We start from the raw sequence: 25049 nt of genomic DNA, 5'->3' as shown, positions 1-25049 counted from the left end.
GGCAACGGGGGCGCCTTTTTACCGGACTAGATCCCGAGCAGGACCTGAGCCTCGTTGCACGGCTTGTCCATCTCATTGATCTTGTTCTGAGTGGTCGTCTTGTCACCGGCCGCCGACGCGTCCAGCGCCTCGAACAGCAGCTTCAGGCAGGTGCCGATGACGTCGCGCTGGCGCTTGGCCTCGGTGCTGTCGGCCTGGGTGCCGCGCAGGTCCTGCTGGGCCTTGGTCAGCTCGTCGGCCTTGGCCGTGAGGTCCTTGCGGGTCTGCTCCAGGTCCTTGTTCGACTGGTCCAGGGCGGCCTGGCGCTGCGCCGACTGCTTCTCGGACTTGTCGAGCTTGCCCGACTTGTCGATGTACAGCCCCACGAACACGCCCGCCGCGATGACCGCCAGGGCCAGGAGGCTGGCCAGCAGCGGGACGGCGATGCCGCGCTTCTTCGGCGGCTCGGCGCCCGGGTAGCCGATCGGCGCGCCGGGGAACCCGGTGGTGGGCGGGCCGGAGACCGGGCCGTAGCCCATCGGCGGGCCGGACATCGGCGGGCCCGACATGGGCGGCGCGGACATCGGCGGGGCCGGCTGGCCCAGCGCGGCGGTCGGCGGGGCCGAGACCGAGGGGTCGAGGCTGTAGGCGCCCTCGTTGCCGTACGCGGGCAGCTGGGACGTCCCCTGGTCGTGGGTCGGCTGCGGCTGCGGCGGCACCGCCGGCGGGTACGGCTGGCCCGGCTGGGGCTGCGTGTACTGCTGGGGCTGCGGCTGCGCGTACTGCTGCGGCTGGGGCTGCTCGCCGTAGGGCGACGCGGGCGCGGTGGCCGGGTAGCCGGGCGGGCCGGAGGCGGGAGCCTGCCCGGGCGGCGGCGGGTAGGCGCCGGCCGGGGCGTTCGGGTCGGGAAAGCCGTAGCCGTCGTTCGGGTTCCCCTGGGGGTATGTCATGGTCTCTTACCTCCTGAAAGCCCCGCCGGTCAGCGCGCCGGTGGGAGTCGTACGACCGCCGGCGCGACCGGGAAAGCGCCGGGCGGGTTGGTGCGTCCCCGGGTTGTCACCGGGGAAAGCTGCATGGGGTACAGCGGGTCTCAGCAGACGGACGGGACGGTGTCGCAGACCACAGAGATCGGAATGGCGAGGCCGATGCCCTCGGCCTGCTGGGCCTTCAGCGTTGCGACGCCCACCACCTCCTTCTTGGCGTTGAACACAGGACCGCCGGAGTTGCCCGGGTTGATGGCCGCGTCGAACTGCATGAGCTGCTCGCCGTTGAGGGTGCGGAAGGCGCTCACGACGCCCGTCGTCACGGTGTCCTCCAGGCCCATCGGGGAGCCGATGACGAGGACGGGCTCGCCGACCTTCGGGGCGGCGGCCGCGGCGGAGAGCTTGGCGAACTCTTCTTCCGTGTGCAGGACCGCAAGATCCTTGTCCGGGTGTACCTCGATGATCTTGCCCGGGAAGCGCTGGTCGGTCCGCTCCAGGCTGACGTCCTTCTCGCCCTTTTCGTAGGCGTCCGCGACCACGTGGTAGTTCGTGATCAGGTTCGTGCCACCGCCGGAGGACTTGCCGATCGCGAAGCCGGTGCCGATCGCATACTTCGTGCTGACCCGGAACACGCTCGGCCGCACGCTCGCCGCGACCTCGGCCGCGTTGAGGCTGCCGCCGGTCTTCTGCTCGAGCTTGTCGGCCCGGTCCTCGAGGGTCTTGAGCCGGGACGCGTCGGCGGTCGCGGCGGCCTTGGCGGCGGCGTCGGCCTTGTCGACCTTCTTCTCCAGGTCGACGATGAACGCCGTCTGGATGCCGGCCACGATCAGCAGCAGGACGACCAGGACCAGCGCGATCGCGGCCAGCGGGCTGCGGCGCGGGGCGGTGTTCACCGGCGGCCCGCTGTGCGGGGGCGGCCCGGCGGGGGCGGACACCGGCCAGGAGCTGGTGGACTGCGGCGGCAGCGACGTGGGCTGGGCCGGCAGCGGGCTCGCGCTGGTGGGCTGGGCCGGGAGCTGTCCGGTGACCTGGTTCGGCGGCGCGGCCGGGAACGAGCCGGTCTGGGTGATCCGAGGGGGAAGTGGACCGAGTCGCTCCGAGTCGTCGCCGGGTGCGGCGTGCCGCGGCCGGTCGTCGTACTCCGAGCTGCCGGAAGCCACCGGGTTGGAGGGGTCATACCCGGCCGTCATGCTTCTCGTATCCTTCCTGTCACGGTTCCTCACCGTTTGGAGCACACCGCACGTAGTGTCCCGTTTTGCCAGTTCACGCTCGGGAGCGATCGGCAATACCGCAGTCGGCCCTCACCCTAGACGGCCCGCACAAGTGCCGCGACCGTCGAAGCAGCCTCTGTACAGAACCGGACCGCCCGCGCCCGCGAACCGTACCGGCTACAGCGAGAGGCTGTCTGTCCCTTTCACAGTGTCTCTACACACTCAAGAACGCCGACGCGCCGGACCGGCTGCACACGGCGAACTGTGCCGCAACGTACGGTGGTCGACGTGACCGACGAACCCCCCGTGCGGCGTCGGGACGAAGAGGCAGACAGTCCGGACATTCCGGACCCAAAGACCGAGCCCGTCCTGCTGACCGCCCCCCGAGACGGGACCCCCGAGCCGATCGTGGACCGGGCCGAGCTGGCGCGCGCCGTCGAACGGTTCGCCGCCGGCACCGGCCCGGTAGCCGTCGACGCCGAGCGCGCCTCCGGCTACCGCTACACCCACCGCGCCTACCTGGTGCAGCTGCGCCGGGCCGGCGCCGGCACCGTCCTCATCGACCCGCTCCCGTTCGGCCAGCTGCCGGAGCTCGACGAGGTGATCTCGCCCACGGAGTGGATCCTGCACGCCGCCAGCCAGGACCTCCCGTGCCTGACCGAGCTGGGCCTGCGCCCGACCCGCCTGTTCGACACCGAGCTGGCCGCCCGCCTGTGCGGGTTCGAGCGGGTCGGGCTGGCCGCGCTCACCGAGAGCCTGCTCGGGTACACCCTCGAGAAGCACCACTCGGCCGCCGACTGGTCGACGAGGCCCCTGCCGACCTCCTGGCTGACGTACGCGGCCCTGGACGTCGAGCTGCTGCTGCAGCTGCGCGAGATCCTCGTCGAGGAGCTGGCCAAGCAGGGCAAGACCGAATGGGCCGCCCAGGAGTTCGCCGCCCTCGTTGCCTCGGCCGGCGACCCCCCGCGGGTCCGGGCCGACCCGTGGCGGCGCACCTCCGGCATCCACCGGGTCCGCGGCGCCCGCGCCCTGGCCCGCGTCCGCGCGCTCTGGACCGCCCGCGACGAGATAGCCCAGCGCCGGGACGCCTCCCCGGGCCGGGTCCTGGCCGACGCCGCCATCATCGCCGCCGCTGAGGCGGACCCGAAGGACGAACGCGCCCTCCTGGCCCTGGCCGGCTTCGGCGGCCGCTCGGTGCGCCGGCTGGCCCCGACCTGGCTGACCGCCCTCTCCGACGCCCGGGCCCTCTCGGACAAGGAGCTGCCGACCACTCCCCCCTCGGAGGGTCCGCCCCCACCCCACCGCTGGGCCGAGCGCGACCCGGTCGCCGCCGCCCGCCTAGCCCGGTGCCGCGAGCTGGTCACCGGCCTGGCGGCAGCGCACCACCTGCCTCCGGAAAACCTCATCACCCCGGATTCGGTACGGCGGCTGGCCTGGTCCCCGCCGGAGGAGCTCTCCGAGGAGGCCGTGGCCGCGGTCCTCTCCGGCTACGGCGCCCGCCCCTGGCAGGTGGCCCTGGTCTCCCCCGGCCTGACGCAGGCCCTGACGACCCCGGCCGAATAGCCGGGCCCCTCCACCCCCCGACGACACCGGCAGCCCATCGCCCAGCGCGCCCGCCACCTCATCCGGGCGCGCGGGCCCGGCCTGACCGAAACGGCCGCCTGGCCGAGCACCCGGCGCGCCGCGACGCCCGCGGCCGGGCCGGAGCGTGTGGGTGAAAGGGTTCACAGCACAGGCAGACCTACTGGCGAGTAACATGGCTCGTAATTCGCCACTAGGAGGACTTCTGTGTCCCGTGCTGTCCGCGACGTCGTCTTCGTCGACGGCGTGCGTACCCCGTTCGGCAAGGCCGGTGGGATGTACGCCAACACTCGCGCCGATGACCTCGTCATCCGCTGTATCCGGGAACTGCTGCGACGCAATCCCCAGCTGCCCCCGGAGCGGGTCGACGAGGTGGCCATCGCGGCCACCACGCAGACCGGCGACCAGGGGTTGACGATCGGGCGGACGGCGGCGCTGCTGGCCGGGCTGCCCAAGACGGTGCCCGGCTACGCCATCGACCGCATGTGCGCGGGCGCGCTGACCGCTGTCACGACCGTCGCCGGCGGGATCGCGTTCGGGGCCTACGACGTGGCCATCGCCGGCGGGGTCGAGCACATGGGCCGGCACCCGATGGGTGAGGGCGTCGACCCCAACCCGCGTATCCTCGCCGAGAAGCTCGTCGACCCGTCCGCGCTCGTCATGGGCTCCACCGCGGAGAACCTGCACGACCGGCTGCCGGGCATCACCAAGGAGCGGGCCGACCGGTTCGGGTACGCGTCGCAGGTGAAGACGGCCGCCGCGTACGCCGCCGGGAAGCTGCAGGGCGACCTGGTGAGCGTGGCCACGCGCGACCCGGAGACCGGGTGGGGGCTGGCGACAGTCGACGAGGCGCCACGCGAGACAAGCCTGGAGAAGCTGGCCACCCTCAAGACGCCGTTCCGGGCGCACGGGCGCGTCACCGCGGGCAACGCGGCCGGGCTCAATGACGGGGCGACGGCGTCGATCATCGCCGCCGAGGACGTCGCCCGGGAGCTGGGGCTGCCGATCGGGATGCGGCTGGTGTCCTACGGGTTCGTCGGCGTCGAGCCCGAGGTCATGGGCTTCGGCCCCGTGCCCTCCACCGAGAAGGCGCTGCGCCTGGCCGGGCTGTCCATCGACGACATCGGGCTCTTCGAGCTCAATGAGGCTTTTGCGGTACAGGTGCTGGCGTTTCTGGATCATTTCGGGATCGCCGACGACGACCCGCGGGTCAACCAGTGGGGCGGCGCCATCGCTGTGGGCCACCCGCTCGCGTCGTCCGGGGTGCGCCTGATGACGCAGCTGTCGCGGCAGTTCGCCGAGCGGCCCGACGTGCGCTACGGCCTGACCGCGATGTGTGTCGGCATCGGCATGGGCGCGTCCGTGATCTGGGAGAACCCCAACTGGAAGGGCGAGAAGTGACAGCCGCGCTGAGCTTTCCCGACGAGGTCGTGACCAAGGCGCTGCTGCGCTTCGTCACGCTCCCGAGCCGCGAGCGCGCCGCGCTCATCACGCTCGACAACGGCTTCGACCACACCAAGCCCAACTCGTTCGGCCCCGGCGGCCTCGCGAGCCTGGAGGCGGCGATCGACGAGGCGGTCGCGGCGAACCCGAAGTTCATCGCCCTGACCGGCAAGCCTTACATCTTCTGCGTCGGCGCCGACATCACCGGCATGCCGCTGCTCACCGAGCGGGCGCAGGCGCTGGAGCTGGGCCGGTACGGCCACCGGGTCTTCCGCAAGTTCAAGGACTCGCCCGTCCCGACGTTCGCGTTCATCAACGGCGCGGCGATGGGCGGCGGCCTCGAGGTCGCCCTGCACTGCCACTACCGGACGGTCTCCTCGGGCGCGGCCGCGCTGGCGCTGCCCGAGGTCGCGATCGGGCTGGTCCCGGGCTGGGGCGGCACGCAGCTGCTGCCCAACCTGATCGGGATCGCCGGCGCCGCCCAGGTCATCCTGCAGAACCCGCTCACGCAGAAGCAGCTGCGCCCGGCCCAGGCGCACGAGATGGGCCTGGCCGACGCGATCTTCGAGCCGGCCGACTACCTCGAGCGCTCCCTCGCGTGGGCCGAGGGCGTCGTCGACGGCTCGATCACCGTCACCCGGCCCGAGGTGGACCGGGACATGTGGGACGGCGTGCTCTACTTCGCCAAGCACCAGCTCGACGAGCGCCTGCACGGTGCGGTGCACTCCGCCAACCGGGCGCTCGAGCTGCTGGCCCTGGCGAAAGACGCCGACTTCTCGGTGGGTACCGCAGCCGAGGACGACGCGCTCGCCGACCTGATCATGGGCGACCAGGCGCGGGCCAGCCTCTACGCGTTCGACCTGGTGCAGCGGCGGGCCAAGCGGCCCGCGGGCGCCCCGGACCGCGGCCTGGCCCGCGACGTCACGAAGGTCGGCATCGTGGGTGCCGGCCTCATGGCCTCGCAGCTCGCGCTGCTGTTCGTGCGGCGCCTGGAGGTGCCGGTGGTCCTCACCGACCTCGACCAGGCGCGCGTCGACAAGGGCGTCGGCTACGTCCACGCCGAGATCGAGAAGCTGGTCGGCAAGGGGCGCCTGGACGCGGGGCGGGCCGCGAAGTACAAGGGCCTGATCTCCGGCTCCGTCGACAAGGCCGCGTTCGCCGACGCCGACCTCGTGCTGGAGGCGGTGTTCGAGGACCTCAAGGTCAAGAAGCAGGTCTGGGCCGAGGTCGAGGCGATCGTCCGCGACGACTGCGTCCTGGCCACCAACACTTCATCGCTGTCGGTCTCCGAGATGGCGGCCGACCTGGCCCACCCGGAGCGCGTCGTCGGCCTCCACTTCTTCAACCCGGTCGCGATGATGCCGCTGCTGGAGATCGTCCGGGCCGACCGGACCGACGACGCGACACTGGCGACGGCGTTCGCCGTCGGCAAGGCCCTGAAGAAGTCGTCGGTTCTCGTCAAAGACGCTCCGGCCTTCGTCGTCAACCGGCTGCTGACCCGCTTCCTGGGCGTCGTGACGGCCGCGGTGGACAACGGCACCCCGATCGAGGTCGCGGACTCGGCGCTCGACCCGCTGGGCCTGCCGATGCGCCCGATGGCCCTGCTCACGATGGTCGGCCCGGCCGTCGCGCACCACGTGGCGGAGACGCTGCACCACGCGTTCCCGGACCGCTTCGGTGTCTCGGCGAACCTGGGCCGGGTCGTCGAGGCCGGCAAGCGCGGCTTCACCGACCGGGACGGCAACCCCGACCCCGAGGTACTGGCCCTGCTGGAGGTCGGCTCGACCCCCTCGACCGCCGAGCAGCTGCGCGCGGAGGCGACCGAGGCGCTGGCCCGGGAGATCCGCCTGATGCTCGACGAGGGCGTCGTCGCCGACGCCCGCGACATCGACCTGTGCATGATCCTCGGCGCGGGCTGGCCGTTCCACCTCGGCGGCGTCAGCCCCTACCTGGACCGGGAGGGCATCTCCGAGAAGGTCACCGGCGCCCGCTTCCTCGCGGAAGGCGTGGCAAACGCCCCGAATGGGTGAATGAATCCGGAAATGTAGGACCGCGGACCCCGTCACGCCTAGCGTTGGCGGGGTTCGTGGTCCCCCCGGCCCGAGCGCGGAATCATCTCGTCCCCGGGGGTGCACCATGCGCAAAACGATCTTCGCCGCGGCCGTGGCGGCCACCACGACCGCGGCCACGCTGCTGATACCGGTGGGCGCCCAGGCGGCCACCACCGCCACGGTCGTGTCCCCGAAGCGCCCGCTGAACGTCCGCGCGGGCGCGGCCGTCTGGACCCGCCCGCTGCGCACCCTCCCGAACGGCACCGCGGTCTCCGTCGAGTGCCAGGTCAAGGGCCAGCTGATCAATCAGGGCCCGGTCCGGGTCACCGACCAGTGGGACCGCCTCACCGACGGCTCGTTCGTCAGCGACGCCTGGGTGCGCCACGGCCAGCAGTTCCCGCCGTGCACCGACGCGCAGACCGTCGCCGCCCCGGCCGCCGCCGCGGCTCCCGCCACCGCCGCCACGACCGCCGGCACCGTCGCCTCCGGCGCCGTTGCGCTGAAGACCCGCAGCGGCCCGGCCCGCGCCGCCGTGCTCTACGCCGGCCTGGCGAACGGCACCCCGCTGAACATCGTCTGCCAGCTGCCGGGCGAGCAGATCGCCGGCACCATGCGGGTCACCGACAGGTGGGACCGCCTCGATACCGGCGCGTACGTCTCCGACGCCTACGTCAACCGCGCCACCGCCCCGCCGTCCTGCGACTCCCTCGCCGCGCCCGCGCCCGCCGCCGCGGCTCCCGCACCCGCCGCCGAGGCCGGCCAGAGCCGCTGGGTGAGCCCACTGCCCGGCTTCTCGGCCCGGCCCGGCTTCCGCACGCCGACCAACCCCAACCACGTGGGCGTCGACATCATGTCGTTCGTCGGCACCCCGATCCACGCCGCGTCGGCCGGCACCGTCGTCGAGGTCGTGTGCAACATCGAGGCCGGCCACAGCTGCGACCAGGCCGGCAGCGCGGCGATCGGGGGCTGCGGCTGGTACGTGAAGATCCAGCACGCCGGCGGCGTCTCCACCCTGTACTGCCACATGGTCCGCCGCGGCGTCGTCCAGGCGGGCCAGAAGGTCGCGGCCGGCCAGGTCATCGGCTACGTCGGCAGCTCCGGCAACTCCTCCGCCCCGCACCTGCACTTCGAGGTCCACGTGAGCACGCCGCCGACCTCGCCGGGCAACGCCGTCGACCCGCTGCCCTTCATGCGGGCCCACAGCGCCGCGATCGGCTGAGCCGGCGCCCGAGCTCGACGGTGTAACCCCTGTGGGGGTATATCTAGAGCGTGCCGAAAATCAACGTCTACCTGCCCGACGAGCTCGCCGAGGCGGTCAAGGCCACCGGCGTGCCCGTCTCCGCGATCTGCCAGCGGGCCCTCGAGCAGGCCGTCCGGCGGGTGACGGCGATCCGGGAGACGGTCCTGGGCGACCTCGACGACGACGCGCTCGCCGCCCGGCTCCCGCACTTCACCGCGCGGATGCGCACCGTCCTGCGCCTGGCTGCGCAGCGGGCCGTCGGCGCGCCCGCCCTCGACACCGGGCACCTGCTCGCCGGGATGCTCGACGAGGGCGCGAACCTGGCGCTGCAGGTCCTGCGGGCGATCGACATCGACCCGGCCCGCGTCCCGGCCGCCGTCCGGGCCGGTGCCGAGGACGGCACCGGCGGGCAGTTCAGCGGCCCCGCGGCGGCCGCGCTGGAGCTGGCCGTGACGGAGGCGACGGCGCTCGGGCACAACTACGTCGGCTGCGAGCACCTCCTGCTCGGCCTCGTCGCCGAGCCGGACGGCGTCGCCGGGCAGGCCCTGCGCTCGCTCGGCGCCGAGCTGCGCCTGACCCGCCGGGCGGTGACGGCGGCCCTGGCCGGGTACGTCCACCTCCAGGCCCAGGCCGCCCCCTCCCTCGACGCACTGCTGGCCCGCATCGAGCGCCTGGAGGAGCGCCTCCAGTGAGCGGCGTGCTCCTGCTGACCACGCCGACCACACGCGCGGAGGCGCCACCGTCGGGCGTCGTGGTCGAGGAGTCGCCGGCCGAGATCGACTGGGACACCACCCAGGAGACGATGGCCGCCATCGCCCGGCGCGTGCGCAGGGCCCTGGGTGAGGAGGGCTTCGCCGGCGTCGTCGTCCCGCACGGCCCCGACACCCTCGAGGCGACCGCCTACCTGACCGACCTGGTCGCGGGCCGGGCCGCGGAGCGGGGAGCGATCGTCTTCACGACCCCCGGCCCGGGCCTGCGCACCGCCGTGCGCGCCGCCGGCGACCCGCGGCTGCACGGCGTCGGCGCGGTCGCCTGCATCGGCGACGAGCTGCACGCCGCGCGCTGGGTGCGCGCGGACGCGGACGGATTCACCTCCCGGCCGGCCCCGCCGCTCGGTCGAGTGAGCCCGGCCGGCGTCGCGCTGACGGCCGACCCCCCGCCGCGCCCACCGGCACCGCAAGGTCATCCGGACACCAACATCGGGCTGCTGCGGGTGTACCCGGGGATCGCCGCCCAGCTCCTGATGACGCTCGCCGACGCCGGGGCCCGCGGCATCGTGCTGGAGGGCACCGGCGAGGGCAACGTCCCGGTGACCCTCCTCGCCACGATCGCCGACCTGGTCGAGTGGAACATCCCGGTGGTCGTCACCTCGCGCACCCGCGCGCCGCGCCCTCCGCAGCCGCCCAACGGCCTGGCCGCGCGGGTCGGCGCGGTGCTCGCCGGCAACCTGTCATCGGCCAAGGCGCTGGCCGCCCTCATGGTCGCCGTGAACCATGCCGCGGGCGTGCGGGACTACTTCGAACGCCTGGCCGCCCCGTAGGCCGCGAGGGCGTGGAAGGCGGCCTTGGGCGTCCACGACCCGTCGTCGAGGACCCGCACGATCCCGCGGGCCGCGAGGTCGAACTCGCCCGGCAGGTGCCGGTTGGCGAACGTGTACACGAACGCCGCCGACGCTCCCCCGGCCTCCAGGTCCCGCAGCAGCGACAGGATGTACTCCGCCTGCCCCTCCTCGTCCCGCTGCAGCTCCCGGGTCAGCGTGAGCGCCCGCCCGTCCGGCCCGAAGGTGACCGGCTCCCCCTGCCCCGCGACCTCGCCGGCCCCGAGGAAGGTGCAGCAGCCGAACTCGGTCGCGGCGTAGGGCTTCCCCTGCCCCACCGCCGCCGCCAGCGACTCCGGAAACGCCGCCGCATTCGACGCGTCGCGATACGCGGCGTCGCTGGCGATGATGTCGAACGGCGCCCAGTCCACGCCCTCCAGCGGCACCGACGCATACGAGATCGGTCCGCCGAAGCGCTCCCGCACGGCCGGCACCGCCGCTGTAAGAAACTCGTGCACCGCCGCCCGGGCCGCCGGGACCGCCGCGCGCAGCCGCACGGGGTCGCCGAACATCGCCAACCGCTCGGCCAGGTCCTTGCCCGGCAGGAACCCGTCGGTGAACATGCTGATCTCCGACCCGGTGAGGAACACGACAGCCGCGCCCGCGCGCCGCAGCCGCTCCGCGCGCTGCGCCGCCTCGAGCACGAACGCCATGAGCGAGTCCCGGTCGAGCCCGTTGTTGAACGGGCAGTACCAGACCTCGAGCCCCGCCTCGGCGGCCAGCCGGGCGGCGATCTCCAGCCGGTCCTGGACCCCTCCGGTGATCCGCACCGCGTCGCAGTGCAGCTCCTCCCGGATCACCCGCATGTCCCGGGCGACGACGGCCGGATCGAACGGCTCGTGCGTCGTGGACCCGCCGCTGACGAACCCGGCGTCGTAGTTGATGCCGAACACCCGCATAACCCCAAGACCTCCCGCTAATAGGGTACGTCCAGTACCTTATAAGGTACAGGGCGTACCCTACAACCCATGACCACCAGGCGGCGGGGTGAGGAGCTGGAGCAGGCGATCCTGCGCGCGGCCGCGGACGAGCTCCGCGAGTCCGGCTACGCGGGCATGACCATGGACCGCGTCGCCACCCGCGCGGGCACCAACAAGAACGCGATCTACCGCCGCTGGCCGAGCCGGGCCGCGCTCGGCATTGCCGCCTACCGCATGCTCTCCGACGAGAACATGCCGAGCCCCGACACCGGCAGCCTGCGCACCGACGCCCTGGAACTGCTCCGCCGGGCCAACGAGACCTGGGCGTCCCCCCACGGCGCGATCCTGCGCGGCCTGCTGGCGGCCGCCGCCGAGGACCCGGAGCTGCTGTCCCGGATGCGCGAACGATCAGGCGCCGACACGATGGACCGCACCTGGCTGGCCATGCTGGAGCGAGCCGCCGCGCGCGGGGAGGTCCCACCGGCCGCCGTCCACATCCGCGTGGCGACCACACCGATCATGCTGCTGCGCGCGGAGTACGCCATGCGCGGCCACCCGAGCGTCCCCGACGACGTCCTCGTCGAGATCGTCGACGAGGTCTTCATCCCGCTGACCCGCGGCCGCCGCTGAGTGCCCGCGGGCCGCCGCCAGGTGCTGAGCGCGGGCCGCCGCCAGGTGAGCGCGGGACGCCGCTAGCTCCCCCCGAGGTGCGGCAGCGCGCGAGCCGCGGTCTGCACAGCGGCCACCGCCGCCTCGACCCCGTCGTCCGCGCCCGAGGGCCGAACCGTCAGGTGCACCTCGAACGTCAACGGCGCATCAGCGACGACCGGCACCCACTTGAAGCGGTCCGCATACCGCCCGCCGAACTCCATCCCCGACTTGAACGGCAGCGCCACATCGGACGGCGCGACGAGCACCCGCCCGTCCCACCGGGCCGCCGTCTCGTGCCGCAGCCGCAGCACGGCACCCGCGGTGTCGCCGATGGGCCGCCCGGAGTTCGCCCCCGGGGCCCGGTCCAGCCCCCAGGCCACCCGCCGCTCCTCCGGCACCCCGGTCAGGTGCGCGATCGGCCGGTAGCGCCGCAGCAGCTCCGGAAGCGCGAGCCGCACACCCGGAAAGTGCGCCGCCGGCACCATTGCCTCGAGCCGCGCGGTGTAGAGCCGCACGGAGCGGCCCCCGGGCACCGCCGGCGAGCCGATGAGCAGCGCATGCCGGTGCAGCTCCGAGGCCGCGTGCCGATGCGGCTCCAGGTATTCCACGGCGATCCGCGCCCGCCCGAACCGCTCGAGCAGCCGGGCCTGCGCGGGCGCGACGAACGCGGCGTGGTGCGGCAGGCACGCCAGGCGCGGCAGCCCGTCGCTCGGGGCCGCCCGGCGCATCAGCTCGTACTCCCCGACGACGCTGCGGGCCGCCTTCTCGAACTCGCGCCCGCGCTCGGTCAGGCGCAACTGCCCGCGGTTGCCCTCGAAGAGCGGTTCGCCGCACCACCGCTCGATCCGCGCGATGGTCTTACCGACCAACTGGCGCGCATACGGGCGGTCGCGCAGGTGGGCGGGGCGGGTCGGGGAGAGCGCCTCCGCCGCTTTGGTGTGCTGACGGTGCTCGGCCACGGCGAGAAAGACGCGGCACTCCCACTCGTCGGGCGCGACGTCGTCGCTGACGGCCATGTCCCGAGAACCTAGGAGTTGTCCCCCTCTGTGGGTAGCCCGGAAAACGGGTTTTCGCCATATGCGCAAAAACCACCCATACCCTCTTGCGTTCGTGACCGTCGGTAACACGACGTATCTGAGACTTCGTGACGCTCTGTGATATAGACCATAGCGTGGCGGGCGCTTCCGAGCGTGTTACACCGTCCGTAGAGGGTGGATCACTCTACGCCGAGTGATGGAACCGTACGGGTTCGTACGACATGGGCGACTACGGTGCGCACGCAGGACGGGAGCGGTAGACAGGTGAACGGCGGCGGGTCCGGAGCCGAAGGGGATCACGTGACACCCACACGCGTGACGGCGCTGACGATCGAGGTCGTCCAGCGCGGCGCAGTCCGCACGACGCTCACGGTCAGCCTCGTGGCGAAGCCGGCGGAGCCGGCCAAGGAACCGGCCCTGGCCAGCCCGTAAAGGACCGGCGGCCGGCCCGGACCACCCTGGACCGGCCCCGCACCGACCACCTGGACCGGCCCGGGAATGAGCCGGCTCCGACCGGCCCCCTGAGCGTCAGGCGCGATGCCGCCCGGCCCGGTCGGAGCGGTGCTTGACCGCGTACATCGCCTCGTCCGCGGTGCGCAGCACGGCGTCCGGGTGCTCCCCCGGCGCGGCCACGTGCACGCCGATGCTCGCCCCGATCCGCACCTCGTGCCCGGCCAGCTCGAACGGCGCGTCCGCGCACGCCTTCAGCCGCTGCGTCACCGCCGCGGTCTCCGCCGCCGTCCCCACCCCCGGCAGCAGGATCACGAACTCGTCCCCGCCCACCCGGGCCAGCACGTCGAACGGGCGCAGGCACGCGCTCAGCCGCACCCCGATCTGGCGCAGCAGCTCGTCGCCGGCCTCGTGCCCGAGCTCGTCGTTGACCGGCTTGAACCCGTCCAGGTCGACGAAGAGCACCGCGACCGGGGCCGACTCCAGCGAATCGGCCAGGCTCTGCTGCAGCCGGCGCCGGTTGGGAAGGCCGGTCAGCGGGTCGTGGTGGGCGTCGTGGGCCAGCCGGTCCTGCATCTCCCGGCTGTCGGTGATGTCCCGGGCGTTGATGACGATCCCCTCCAGCGCCGGGTTGTGCAGCTGGTTGGAGGCGGTGAAGTCGAACCAGCGGTGGTCGCCGCCCGCCTGGCGGACCCGGACCTGCATCCGCTCCAGGCCGCCCCGGTCGTGGACAAGCGCCGCGAACCGCTCCCGGACCAGCGGGCGCTCGTCCGGGTGGATCAGGTCGAACACGGGCGAGCCGACCGCCGACAGGCCGAGTATGCGCTGACCGCTGGGGCTGGCATAAAGGACCTTCCCGTCGCTGTCGAGGACCGTCACGACGTCGGGGGCGTGCTCGACGAGCGCCGAGAAGCGCTCCTCGGCGCGGCGGCGGACGAGCTGGCTGCGGTACCCCAGAATCGCGAGACCGGCCACGCCGACGAGGAGCATCGTCAGGAGGGCGAGGTTGATCGTGAGGCTCCGGCTGCGCACGGGGCCGTCGAAGGTGGCCGTCGACTGGGTGCGCACGTAGGCCCAGCCGCCGGGCAGGCCGCCGTTGACGGTGGCGATCATCGAGTGCCCGTGCTCGGAGTAGGTGACGAACACCGACTCGGTGGTCGCGATCTTCGCGGTGATGGCCGGGTCGGCGCGGGTCCCCAGCAGCGCCGGGTCGCTCGCCGCGCCGACGATCCCGGCGTTGTCGACAAGCATGGAGACGTGCGAGTCGTCCTTCAGTTTGACGATGTACTCCTGCAGCTGACTGCGCACGAGCGGGATGAAACCGTACAGGATGGCCACCGGCGCACTGCCGACGACGATGGGCACGGCCACGGCCTGCACGAGCGTGTCCCGCACCGTCATGATCGAGGAGAACCCGGGCTTGCCCAGGGCCAGCGACGAGATGAGCGGCTTGAACCCGGCCGACAGCGTGCCGGGGAACATGTTCGCCGGCCCTGTCGCGTTCAGCGGGTTGCCGGTGAGGTCGGTCATGACCAGGCCGTAGCCGAAGTTCGCGGACTTCTTCGCATACTCCTGCAGCGCCGCCGTGTCGCCCGGGTCCTGCGGGGTCATCGACAGCGGATGGTTCGTCACGAAGTCGTTGAGGTCCCTGGCCGAGACCAGCAGCACCTGCGCGGCGAGGCCGCCGTTGTTGGTGGCCAGGGCCAGCGAGTCGGCCCGGTGGGCGGTCTCGGCGGCGTTGAGCGCCGAGCGGTTGACGGAGATGCCGACGGCCCCGATGGCCAGCAGCAGGGCCATGCTGATGCCGACGACGAGCCAGCTGCGCAGGCGCATTCGCCCCGCCCCCATCCCACCATCAGCGCTATCGGGAGAACGCTGACCTCATCGGCGCGCAACCGGTGTGGGCTGAGCGGGTGTGCCGCCCGTCACAACCGGCGCGGTACCGGAAAGCACGGGAGTGACGGCCGCGGCGGGCAGGGACACGGTAACCTCCAGCCCCCCGCCGTCGAGGGCGACCGCCGACACGCCGCCGCCGTGGGCCTCGCAGATGGCCCGGACGATCGACAGGCCCAGGCCGGTGCCGCGGGCGCCGGTGCGCTCCCGCCCGCCCCGGCGGAACGGCTCGAACAGCGCCGGCAGGTCGGCCGGCTCGACCTCGAAGCCGGTGTTGCCGACCACCAGCCAGGCCAGGGTCTCGTCGGCGCCGGTGCGCACCCAGACCCGCCCGGCCAGGTGGTTGTACCGGACCGCGTTCTCGATCAGGTTGCCGGCCAGCCGCTCCAGCAGGGCCGGGTCGCCGACCACGCCGGCCGGGGCCAGCTCGGTCGTGACGTCGAGCTTGACCCGCTGGATCTCCCGGCCCATCGCCGACAGCGCGACAGTGACCCCGGTGGCCAGGTCCGCGTCGACCTTCCGGCCGAGCCGCCGCCCGGCCTGGGCCTCCGTGCGGGCCAGCAGCAGCAGCGACTCGACGAGCGCGTTGGCCCGCATCGAGGCGTCGCGCACGACGGTGGCCATGCGGCGGTACTCCTCCACGTCGGCGTCCGGGTCCGCCATCGTCACGTCCACCTCGGTCCGCATGACCGCCAGCGGCGTGCGCAGCTCGTGGGACGCGTTGGCGACGAAGCGCTTCTGGGTCTCGAACGCCCCGGCTATCCGGTCCAGCATCGCGTCGAACGTCTTGGCCAGCTCGGCCACCTCGTCGTCGGCGCCGTCGTAGCTGATCCGGGCGTCCATGGACTCACCGGAGAGGCGCCGGGCCGTGGTCGTGACCCGCTGCAGCGGCCGCAGCGAGCGCCCGGCCACCACGTAGGCGCCGGCCACCCCGACCGCGCCGATGAGCAGCAGGGCCAGGCTGCCCCGGGTCAGCAGCTCCCACTCGGCCGAGTCGACGAGCTCCTCCTGCCAGGTGTGCGCGTCGACCTCGCGGCCGTCCTGCAGCACCACCGTCGTGCCGTGCTGGAGCTGGTCGGCCGGCTTCAGCGCGCCGTCGACGAGGATGTACGCCAGCACCACCAGCACCAGCCCGGCCCCCACGAGCAGGATGCCGTTGAGCAGCGTGAGCCGCAGGCGCAGGGTGGGGCGGAAGATCGCGGTGCGGCGCGCGTCGTAGATGGTCATTGCGGTGGCCGCGTCCGATACCCGGCGCCGACGACCGTCTCGATGAGCGCCGGGTCGCCGAGCTTCTTGCGCAGCGTCATCATCGTCACCCGCACGGTCGTCGTGAACGGGTCGGCGTTGGCGTCCCAGACGCGCTCCAGGAGCTCCTCGCTCGACACGACAGCGCCCCGGGCCTTGAGCAGCTCCTCCAGCAGTCCGAACTCCTTGCGGGTCAGGTCCAGCGGCTGCCCGGCCCGCGTTGCGACCCGTTTGGCCTGGTCGAGTACAAGATCACCGATTGTCAGCACCGGCGGCGCGGCCGGGGTGGCCCGCCGGCCCAGCGCCTGCACCCGGGCGACGAGCTCGTCGAACGCGAACGGCTTCGGCAGGTAGTCGTCGGCCCCGATCTGCAGGCCCTCGACCCGGTCGGCGACGCTGCCGCTGGCGGTCAGCATCAGCACCCGGGTCAGCGCCCCCGAGGCGACCAGGTCGGCGCAGATGTCGTCGCCGTGCACGCCCGGCAGGTCCCGGTCGAGCACCACGACGTCGTAGCGGGTGACCATCGCCATCTCGTGGCCGCTGGTCCCGTCGTAGGCGACGTCGACGGCCATCCCCTGCCGCCGCAGCCCTCGGACGATCGCGTCGGCCAGATTCGTCTCGTCCTCGATCACCAGCACGCGCACGCCCTGCTCACCCCCAGCCGATCCGGAACAGTCTGGGGCAGCGGACGTGAAGTCCCGGTGAAAGCCCCGGGGCCAGGGTAGCTACCCGGGCAACCGCCAGAGCCGCACCGCGTCGCCGCCGGCCACGCAGACCAGGCGGTGGTGGCGCACGGCGCAGCGCGACGGGATCGGGGTGACCAGGCCGAGCGGCGTGATCGCGCCCGTGCGCAGGTCGATGCGGGCCACCCGGGCGCCGTCGCCCTCGGGGTGCTGCACGAGGGCGGAGCCGACCGGCGCGAAGCCGATGTCGTCGTCGTCCGAGCCGTCAGCGCCTTCACTGGCCGCCGGCACCACGGCCCAGCCCGCGAGGTCGGCCCGGTCATCGCCGGAGTGCCAGTCGATGATCCGCACGTGCGTGAAGTCCTCGCGGTCGCGGGCGACAAGGGCGCCGGGGCCGGCCGCGTCGAGCTGGACCGGGCGGCGCCACACCTCCGCACCCGTGGCCGGGTCGAGGACGGCGAGGTCGCGCCAGTTCGGCACGCAGATCATCGGGCCGCACGCCACCACCACCGGCCCGTAGGCCAGCTCCGCGATGGGGGCCTGCTCGGCCGAGGTGAACAGGGTGTGCCATTGATACTGCAAATCGCTGCCGGTGTACGTCGTGATCAGTGCCCCGTCCGCGCGGACCGCGACGATGACCAGCCGGTCGCCGACGATCCGGACACTGGTGGGCGGGGTGTCGGCCAGCTCCGGCACCTGGGCCACGGCCGTCACGCCGCCGGTGACGGTGCTGCGCACCTCGGCCCGGCCGCCCGGAAACCAGGCAGCGAACCAGCCGCTCCCGGGCACGTCGGGCACGACCACGCGGGCCCCGGCGGCCAGGTCGAACGCCCACCGGATGTCGCCGTTCTCGGCGTCGACCCCGGCCAGGTGCACTGTCGTGGGCTGGGCGTTGCGGCCCGGGACGACCGGCGGGCAGACGGCGGCCCGGTCGTCGACGGTGAGCAGCCCCGGCGCCGACCCGGCCGGCCCGGCGACGACGGCGACCGGCGCGCCTCCGCGCGACCACAGCTGCCGCCCCGTCTCCGGGTCGAGCCGCTCCAGGCTCCAGCCGACAGTCGCGGTGCAGGGCCGGTGCCGCACGTACGCCCGGTCGGCGGCCAGCCACGCCTGCCCTCCGGCGTCACCGGCCAGGGAGCGGGTCCACTTCGCCCGACCGGTGGTCCAGTCGAACGCGGTGAGCGCGGGCTCCTCCCGCATGGCGTAGACGGCGTTGCGATCGGCGACGAGGGCCGAGGTGTGCTCGACGAGCGTGCCCGCCTCCTCGATCGCGCTCCCGGGCCGCGACGCGGTGGCGAACAGGATCACGAACGTCAGCATGAGCACGATCGGCCACTGCCGGCTACGCGCGGTCCGCGGCGGCGGCCACTCGAGCAGCGCGTCACCGTCGACAGCCCCGTGTGATTCACCGAGATCGATCAGTTCGCCCACGCTCCAAGCGTCCCCGCTGCCGGCCTAGGTCGCCAGTCGAAGGAGCACCACCTCGTCGGAGTCGGTGGAGCAGGCCAGCCGCGGACCGTCGAGCGCGCAGGCGATGAGGCGCCCCTCGACGGTCCCGAGCGGGGCCACCCGGTCACCGTCCCGCCAGCCGAGCAGCGTCGCGTCCGCGCCCGCGGCGGTCCCGAGCAGCATCCGGGTCGCGTCCGCGCCGAGCGGCGACCACCCCGGCAGCGCGGCGGTGGCGTGCCCGGTCACCGGGTCGAGCAGCGCCGACGAGGGCGACCCGGCCGTGGCCAGCCGCCCGCCCGGCGCGGCCACCAGCTCCGCGCGCACCCCCGGCGTCCAGCGCACCGCCCCGGTCGCCGGATCGAGCACCATCGTGCGCTGCCCGGCCACGCACAGCACCGGCCCGCACGGCCGCACGGTGAACCTGTCGGTCCGCCCGGACGCCGCCCCAGTGGGCACACTCACCTGCCAGATCGGCACATCCCAAACGCCGCGTCTGTACGCCCTGAGCACCGACACATCCGCCCGCCCGTCAATGCCGGCGATGACGAGCAGGTCTCCGGCCGCCGCCACGAGCTCTCCCGGCCCGGCCCGCAGCGCCCCGGCCGCCGCCCGCCGCCCGGTCGCGAAGTCGGCGATGCTTATCGCCCCGTCCCGATCGGTGAGCGCCGCCCAGCCGGCACCGCTCTCGGCCGAGTCGACGGCCACCCGCGTGCCCGCCTCGACCGGCACCTCCCACCGCACCGCGCCCCCGGCCCCGAGGTCCTGCCACCGCAGCGCGCCGCCGATCGGCGCCCCCGCCGCCAGCGCGCCGCACCCGTCCGACCAGAGGCTGCGCATGACGACGGTCCCCGGCACGGCGGCCGCGGTCCGCACCGGCACGCCCGGCACCTGCCACACGACCCGCCCGCTGCGCCGGTCCACACCGACGGTCGTCCCCGTGACCCCGGACCGGCACAGATCGGGCCACAGCACGACGACGTCCCCGGGCGCCGCGGAGGCGTAGGCGAGCGTCGACAGCCCGTCCGGCGTGAACGTCCACCGCGGCGCGTCCCCACCCCCGTCGAACGCCTCGACCGGCGTGGGCGTCCGATCGCTCTCGAGCACCAGCAGCACGTCTCCGGCCAGCTGAAACGCGCCGTTGCGCAGCGGCTGCCGGGCAAGCTCCGTCACCGTCTCCCGCAGCGGCACGGCCGAGACGAGCGACAGCACCAGCCCGAGACTCAGCAGCAGCCCCCACCCCCGGGGCAGCCCGACCGGCCCCCCGTCGAGGTCGGCATCCCACGACTCCGCGACGTCCCCCAGCTCGATCACGGCGACGGGGACGCCATCAGCGGCGGCGGGCAACGTGCTCGGCGGCACACTCCCATTCTGCTGGCGCCGCCGACCGCCGGAAAGGGCCGGACGGTCAGGTCACCGCCGCCACCGCAGGCCAAAACCGATCCAGTGGCCACCGCCCACCGCCCTGCCACCGCCCACCGCCCACCGCCGGCCGCACTGCCACCGCTCATCGCCCAACGCCGGCCGCCCCGCCGTCGCCCGCCGCCGGCCATCGCCCACCTGCCATCGCCCACTGCCCGCGACCTGCCATCGCGGTCAGACTCCGGCGCCGGGTCATCGGGAAGCCGCTGCCCGCGGGCGCGGTCGCGGCGCGTGGCCGCCGTCGACCGCTAGGGTCGGGCCGCCGCCGGGCGGGGCCAGGCGGTCAGGTCACCGGCGACACCGCAGGCCACGATGCGGTCGTCGGCGGCGCAGGACGGCTGGCCGCCCCACCCGTCGCCGGTGCCGGAGACGGCTACCGCTCCGCTGGCCGGGTTCAGCAGCCCCACGGTGGCCGTCAGCTCCCCCTCCGGCCGGTGCCACACGACGACGCCGCCGCCCTGGACCGGCACCGGATGCCAGCCGTCGAGCCGGGCCCGCACCGCGCCCGTGCGGGCGTCGACCACGAGGACGGTGGCGCCCGTGACGGCGTCCATCCGGCCCAGACTGCCAAGTGCCAGCGCACCGCCCTCGGCGGCCAGGACGGTGTCGAAGCCGTCCACCCGCCACGCCTCCCGCCCGGTGGCGGCGTCGTACGCGAGCAGCTTTCCGCCGTCCGGACGGCACCAGAGCTGCGGCGCGCACGGGTCCAGCCGATACTCTCTGTCATCGACCTGCCACAGAAGTCGCCCGGTCGCGCGGTCGTACACCTGCTCGCCCGCCCCGACCTCGGTACCGGCCACCGCGACCTGCCGCCCGCCCGGGCCGAGCGTGACCGACCCGATCGGGCCGCCGGGCCGCTGCAGGTGGCTGGTGCGCGCGACCGCGCCGGTCCCCAGGTCGTACTCGCGCAGGGTCCCGTCCGGGTCCAGCACGGTGAGCGACGTGAGGTCCCAGCTGATGTCGCCGGCATGCGCGTACTCGGGCATCGAGCCGTCCGGGACCTGCACGTCCCACACCGGCGCCCCGGTCGACTCGTCGACGGCGATCAGGTGGACCGGCGGCAGCGGCGGGTCGGCCCGCCACTGGCTGGTGTCCAGCAGTACGACCAGCCGCCCGGCCCGCCCCGCGGCCGCCACGCCGCTGCGGGTCCACCGCTCGGCGCCGGTGCCCGGGTCCAGGACGGTGACCGTGTCGAGGGCCGCGCCCGGCCCGCCCCGGCCGCCGATCACCGTCGCGCCGGCGGTGCCGTAGTCGAGCTGCTGCGCCTCGCTCAGGGTGCGCGTCCAGAGCCGGGCGCCGTGGGCGGAGTACACCTCAAGCCCTTGCCCGGCCCGAATGACGTAGATCCGGCCGCCCCCGAGCGTCACCGCGGAGCCCCCGGTGCCGATGTGCAGGAGCGCCCCGAGCGCCGGCTCCGACCGCACGGGCACGGCAACAGCGACGGCCAGCACCAGCATCGCGAGCACCAGTCGTCCGGGCCCGGAGAGCCCGCGGCGCGGACGCGGCGTCTCCTCCGGCACCCAGGAGTCGGCCTGACCGAGCTCGATCACGCCGCCGCCGTGCTCGGGACCGCTCACGAAACCCTCCAGCCGATGAGGTCACCGTTGACACGGGCGACAAGCCCGCGACCGCGCGCGCTCACACCGGCACCGCGGCACCCCGACGGCCGCGACAGTCCTGTGCCGCCCGCCGAACCGCTCACGGATTCCTCCACGCCATCAGGTCACGGTTGACGCACGCGACGAGCCCGCGACCGCGCGCGCTCACGGAATCCTCCATACCATCAGGTCACCGTTGACGCAGGCGACGAGGCCGTGGCCGATCGCGCAGTACGGGCCGATGGGGAAGACGCCGCGGCCGAGGACCCGCACACCGCTGTGCCAGCGGTCGTAGAGGCCGACGATGCCGTCGCGCCGGCCCGGGTCGGGGTGGAACACGACTGTCCGCCCGTCCCCGGTGGAGTTCGTGGCGATCCACCCGTCGAGCCGGTGGATTCGCGCGCCCGTGCGGGAGTCGACAGTGAACACGACAGGCTCGTGCGACGCCGCGGCCGAGTTGCCGTAGCCGCCGAGCATCATCCGGTCCCCGCCGTGGCCGAAGATCTCGTTGTACTCCCGGATCACCCACAGCGGCCGCCCGGTCGCCGCGTCGTAGGCCCGCACGCCGTCCCCGCCGACAGTGCACAGCCGCCCCGGCCCGCAGTCGACGAGCTGCGGGCTGAACTCCCCCGGGAAGGGCCATCGCAGCCGCCCGGTGGCCAGGTCGTACACGTCGGCGCCCGGGTGGTCGGCCGGCCAGGTGACGACCTGCCCGGCGAGGACCTGGAAGAGGTAGACCCCCTTGCCGGGCCACTGCTGCAGCGACCGCCTGACCGTCACGGCCCCGGAGAGCGGCTCCCGGCGGATCAGCGTGCCGTCCGGATCGAGCTCGTCGAGCGACGACAGCTCAACACCGTTCCACGAGAGCAGCGCGTCGGCCGGCAGGTCCACCGACCACACGGGCGCGCCGGTGCGCGCCGCGAGGCCGAGCAGCCGGTGGGGCCCGGCGACGTCCTCGAGCAGGAACAGGTCGCCGGCCGGCCCCTCGACCCGCGCGCCCGCGCGCCGCCACAGCTCCGCGCCGGTCTCCGCGTCGACGGCGACGACGCTGAGCGATTCGCGGGTGCTCTCGCCGCCGTACTGCGTGCTCAGCACCGCCACCCCACCCGTGACCGCGGCCAGCCCCTGGTCGGTGGAGCTGCGCGGCCGCGACCACAGCAGCCGCCCCTCAGCGGTGCGGGCCTCGACGACGTCGGGCTGCGACCGCGTGACGTACACGCGCCCGTCGGCGAGCTCGACGCCCGCCGGCCACCCCGGCAGGCTGAACAGCGCCCCGGGCCGCTCACGCGCGGACGCGACGAGCAGCCCCGCCCCTACGAGCAGCACCACCACAAACGCCACCGCCCGGCGCCGCCGCCGCGCCTCCACGCGCGGTCGCGGACCCACCACCGGCGTCCACGGCACGCCCACATCCCCAAGCTCGATCACCACCTCACCCCCGCGCCCGAGCGCAGCCACGAAGCCCTCAACGCACCCGCGCCCAGCCCTCGAATCACCACCCCGCCCGGACGCGAGCGCGGAGCCCTCAACCCGCCCGCGCGCAACTCCCGAATCACCACCGCGCCCGAGCGCAGCAACCAAGCTCTCAACGCACCCGCGCGGAGCCTTTGAATCACCACCGCGCCCGAGCGCAGACACCGAGCCGTCAAAGCGCTCGGACGCAGCCGTCGGATCACCCCGACGCGCGGAAGCGACCCCCGAGCCCTCGACGCGCCCGCGCGCAGCCCCCGGATTACCCCCGCGCCCGGATGTGAGCGCGGAGCCTTCAACGCGCCCGCGCGCAGCCTTTGAATCACCACCGCGCCCGAGCGCAGGCACCGAGCCGTCAAAGCGCTCGGACGCAGCCGTCGGATCACCCCGACGCGCGGAAGCGACCCCGGAGCCCTCGACGCGCCCGCGCGCAGCCCCCGGATTACCCCCGCGCCCGGACGCGAGCGCGGAGCCCTCAACGCACCCGCGCGCAGCCCTAAGTCACCACGGCGCCCGAACACGAGCGCGGAGCCTTCGGCGTGCTCGGTGGACGCGAGCGCGGAGCCGTCAGCACGCTCGGTGGACGCGAGCGCGGAGCCGTCAGCACGCTCGGTGGACGCGAGCGCGGAGCCGTCAGCACGCTCGGTGGACGCGAGCGCGGAGCCGTCAGCACGCTCGGTGGACGCGAGCGCGGAGCCGTCAGCACGCTCGGTGGACGCGAGCGCGGAGCCGTCGTCACGCTCGGTGGACGCGAGCGCGGAGCCGTCAGCACGCTCGGTGGATGCGGTCACCGGGACGTCGGCGCTGGGTTGGGGAGCGGTCACGGTAGGCGCCAGACGTTGAGCCCGTTGCCGATGCAGACGACGGCTCCCTCGCTGCGCCGGCACTGGGGGGCCGGGCCGATCCGGCCGCGGCCGACGATCCGCATCGCGCCCGTGCGCGCGTTGTAGAGGCCGACGACCCCCACCCACTGCCCGGCGTCGGTGTGCGACAGCAGGAACTCGTCGCCGACCCCGCCGAACGTGCCGACCCAGTCGTCCAGCCGGTCCAGGATCGCCCCGGTGCGGGCGTCGACGGTGACGACCACCGTGCGATGCGCGATCGACGCCGTGTTGCCGAGGCTGCCCAGCACGAGCCGGTCGCCGCTGAGCCCGAAGACGTCGTTGTACTCCCCGATCCCCCACGCCGCCCGCCCGGTCGCGGCGTCGAACGCCCGGATGCCCTCGCCGCTCGCGGTGCACCAGCGCATGGCGCCGCAGGCGAACAGGCCCCAGTCGAGGGCCGTCTCGTACTGCCACACCAGCCGGCCCGAGGCCAGGCTGTAGACGTCGGCGGAGCGCGACCCGGGCCGGCCGACGACCGCCTCGCCGCCGTAGATCGAGAAGTCGGTCGCCGCCTCGCGGTCGAACCCGGCCAGCCGCTGGGCGAACGTCACCGCGCCGGTGGCCGGGTCGTGGCGCTGGACGTTGCCGTCGAGGGTCAGCTCGTCGATGGAGGTGATCGCGTAGCCGTCCCCCGGCCAGCTCAGCATCGAGCCGGGCGCCAGGGTCGCCGTCCACGCCGAGGCTCCGGTCCGTGCCTCGACCGCCTCCAGGCGCACCGGCTGGTCGCCCCGCCAGCCGTCCTCGGCGCCGACGTCGCGCAGCACGAACCGGCCGTCGGCGTAGCCGTTCACGATCGCCGTGTCGCGGTGCCACAGCTCGGCCCCGCTGTCGGCGTCGAGCGCGGTCACCGAGTAGGGCGCGGCCGACCCGCCGCCGTCGAACGCGACGACCACCGCCACCCCGTCGTAGGCGAACAGCAGCCGCTCGGACTCCTGCGCCCGCGGCCGCGTCCACAACAGCCGCCCGCCGATGGTCCGGGCCTCGAACCGGCCGGCCGTGTCCGGCTCGTAGCGGGTCACGAACAGCCGCCCGCCGCCGACCGTCGCGTCGATCACCCGGTCCGGCAGGGTGAACACCGGTGGGGCCAGCCCGGGCCCGTCGGCCGCGAGCGCCACGGCCGCGAAGGCGGTGAGCACCGCGACGACGACCGCGAGCAGCTGCCGGGCCGGGATCGGCGCCGGCGGCGGCGCCCACGCCTCGGTCGTGTCCCCCAGCTCGATCAGCCCGGCGACCGGCCCTGTAGCAAGCTCCGGACCGCTCACGCG

Annotated in this window: 20 protein-coding genes; 8 read left to right on the top strand and 12 right to left on the bottom strand. The window is 74.0% G+C overall.

What is annotated here, in order from left to right; translation table 11 throughout:
- Positions 1-26: 26 nt before the first annotated feature.
- Positions 27-929, bottom strand: coding sequence for a hypothetical protein (locus Dvina_RS09330; protein WP_223102013.1), 903 nt, complete (start codon positions 927-929; stop codon positions 27-29).
- Between the two features lie 140 nt (positions 930-1069).
- Positions 1070-2152 (bottom strand): S1C family serine protease, encoded by a 1083-nt coding sequence (locus Dvina_RS09325; protein WP_223102012.1) that lies wholly within the window; start codon positions 2150-2152, stop codon positions 1070-1072.
- 309 nt (positions 2153-2461) lie between these two features.
- On the opposite strand from Dvina_RS09325, the gene Dvina_RS09320 reads away from it, so the two are divergent.
- From Dvina_RS09320 to Dvina_RS09295, 6 genes are all read left to right on the top strand, one after another.
- Positions 2462-3736, top strand: coding sequence for an HRDC domain-containing protein (locus tag Dvina_RS09320; protein ID WP_223102011.1), 1275 nt, complete (start codon positions 2462-2464; stop codon positions 3734-3736).
- 225 nt (positions 3737-3961) lie between these two features.
- Entirely contained in the window at positions 3962-5155 is a 1194-nt protein-coding gene (locus tag Dvina_RS09315) for a thiolase family protein (RefSeq protein WP_223102010.1), read from the top strand.
- Positions 5152-7227 carry a 3-hydroxyacyl-CoA dehydrogenase NAD-binding domain-containing protein gene (locus tag Dvina_RS09310; protein ID WP_223102009.1) on the top strand — a complete coding sequence of 692 codons (2076 nt, stop codon included), beginning with the start codon at positions 5152-5154 and terminating at the stop codon, positions 7225-7227. Before Dvina_RS09315 ends, Dvina_RS09310 begins: the two co-directional genes overlap by 4 nt.
- Positions 7228-7333: 106 nt before the next feature.
- Positions 7334-8467, top strand: a complete 1134-nt coding sequence (locus tag Dvina_RS09305; RefSeq protein ID WP_223102008.1) for a peptidoglycan DD-metalloendopeptidase family protein — start codon at positions 7334-7336, stop codon at positions 8465-8467.
- 50 nt (positions 8468-8517) lie between these two features.
- The gene (locus Dvina_RS09300; protein ID WP_223102007.1) at positions 8518-9180 is read left to right on the top strand and encodes a Clp protease N-terminal domain-containing protein; all 663 of its coding nucleotides are present in this window, start codon (positions 8518-8520) and stop codon (positions 9178-9180) included.
- Complete coding sequence (locus Dvina_RS09295; protein ID WP_223102006.1) at positions 9177-10028, top strand: asparaginase; 852 nt, start codon at positions 9177-9179, stop codon at positions 10026-10028. The genes Dvina_RS09300 and Dvina_RS09295 overlap by 4 nt, the downstream gene beginning before the upstream one ends.
- On the opposite strand, the gene Dvina_RS09290 is transcribed toward Dvina_RS09295, so the two are convergent.
- Positions 10001-10984, bottom strand: coding sequence for a hypothetical protein (locus tag Dvina_RS09290; protein ID WP_223102005.1), 984 nt, complete (start codon positions 10982-10984; stop codon positions 10001-10003). The two genes, Dvina_RS09295 and Dvina_RS09290, sit on opposite strands and share 28 nt — an antisense overlap.
- A gap of 69 nt (positions 10985-11053) precedes the next feature.
- Between Dvina_RS09290 and Dvina_RS09285 the strand changes: the two genes are divergently transcribed.
- Positions 11054-11635 (top strand): TetR/AcrR family transcriptional regulator, encoded by a 582-nt coding sequence (locus tag Dvina_RS09285; protein WP_223102004.1) that lies wholly within the window; start codon positions 11054-11056, stop codon positions 11633-11635.
- Between the two features lie 62 nt (positions 11636-11697).
- Here Dvina_RS09285 and Dvina_RS09280 read toward each other — a convergent pair whose 3' ends face one another.
- Positions 11698-12672: a LysR family transcriptional regulator gene (locus Dvina_RS09280; RefSeq protein ID WP_223102003.1), complete on the bottom strand. Its 975-nt coding sequence runs from the start codon at positions 12670-12672 to the stop codon at positions 11698-11700.
- Between the two features lie 321 nt (positions 12673-12993).
- Between Dvina_RS09280 and Dvina_RS55115 the strand changes: the two genes are divergently transcribed.
- Positions 12994-13125: a hypothetical protein gene (locus Dvina_RS55115; RefSeq protein ID WP_281428380.1), complete on the top strand. Its 132-nt coding sequence runs from the start codon at positions 12994-12996 to the stop codon at positions 13123-13125.
- 96 nt (positions 13126-13221) lie between these two features.
- On the opposite strand, the gene Dvina_RS09275 is transcribed toward Dvina_RS55115, so the two are convergent.
- The 8 genes from Dvina_RS09275 to Dvina_RS09240 form a co-directional block, all read right to left on the bottom strand.
- Entirely contained in the window at positions 13222-14991 is a 1770-nt protein-coding gene (locus Dvina_RS09275) for a sensor domain-containing diguanylate cyclase (RefSeq protein ID WP_246656116.1), read from the bottom strand.
- Positions 14992-15024: 33 nt separating this feature from the next.
- Complete coding sequence (locus tag Dvina_RS09270; RefSeq protein ID WP_223102002.1) at positions 15025-16263, bottom strand: sensor histidine kinase; 1239 nt, start codon at positions 16261-16263, stop codon at positions 15025-15027.
- Positions 16260-16925 carry a response regulator transcription factor gene (locus Dvina_RS09265; RefSeq protein WP_223102001.1) on the bottom strand — a complete coding sequence of 222 codons (666 nt, stop codon included), beginning with the start codon at positions 16923-16925 and terminating at the stop codon, positions 16260-16262. Before Dvina_RS09265 ends, Dvina_RS09270 begins: the two co-directional genes overlap by 4 nt.
- Positions 16926-17006: 81 nt before the next feature.
- The gene (locus Dvina_RS09260) at positions 17007-18395 is read right to left on the bottom strand and encodes an outer membrane protein assembly factor BamB family protein (protein ID WP_223102000.1); all 1389 of its coding nucleotides are present in this window, start codon (positions 18393-18395) and stop codon (positions 17007-17009) included.
- A gap of 24 nt (positions 18396-18419) precedes the next feature.
- Positions 18420-19772 (bottom strand): hypothetical protein, encoded by a 1353-nt coding sequence (locus tag Dvina_RS09255; protein WP_223101999.1) that lies wholly within the window; start codon positions 19770-19772, stop codon positions 18420-18422.
- Between the two features lie 308 nt (positions 19773-20080).
- Complete coding sequence (locus Dvina_RS09250) at positions 20081-21409, bottom strand: outer membrane protein assembly factor BamB family protein (protein WP_223101998.1); 1329 nt, start codon at positions 21407-21409, stop codon at positions 20081-20083.
- Positions 21410-21595: 186 nt separating this feature from the next.
- Positions 21596-22858, bottom strand: coding sequence for an outer membrane protein assembly factor BamB family protein (locus Dvina_RS09245; RefSeq protein ID WP_223101997.1), 1263 nt, complete (start codon positions 22856-22858; stop codon positions 21596-21598).
- Positions 22859-23720: 862 nt separating this feature from the next.
- The gene (locus Dvina_RS09240; protein WP_223101996.1) at positions 23721-25046 is read right to left on the bottom strand and encodes an outer membrane protein assembly factor BamB family protein; all 1326 of its coding nucleotides are present in this window, start codon (positions 25044-25046) and stop codon (positions 23721-23723) included.
- Positions 25047-25049: the final 3 nt, after the last annotated feature.

It is taken from the genome of Dactylosporangium vinaceum (genome assembly GCF_019904175.1).
Lineage (GTDB): Bacteria > Actinomycetota > Actinomycetes > Mycobacteriales > Micromonosporaceae > Dactylosporangium > Dactylosporangium vinaceum.
This window is presented reverse-complemented; position numbering and strand designations above follow the sequence as displayed.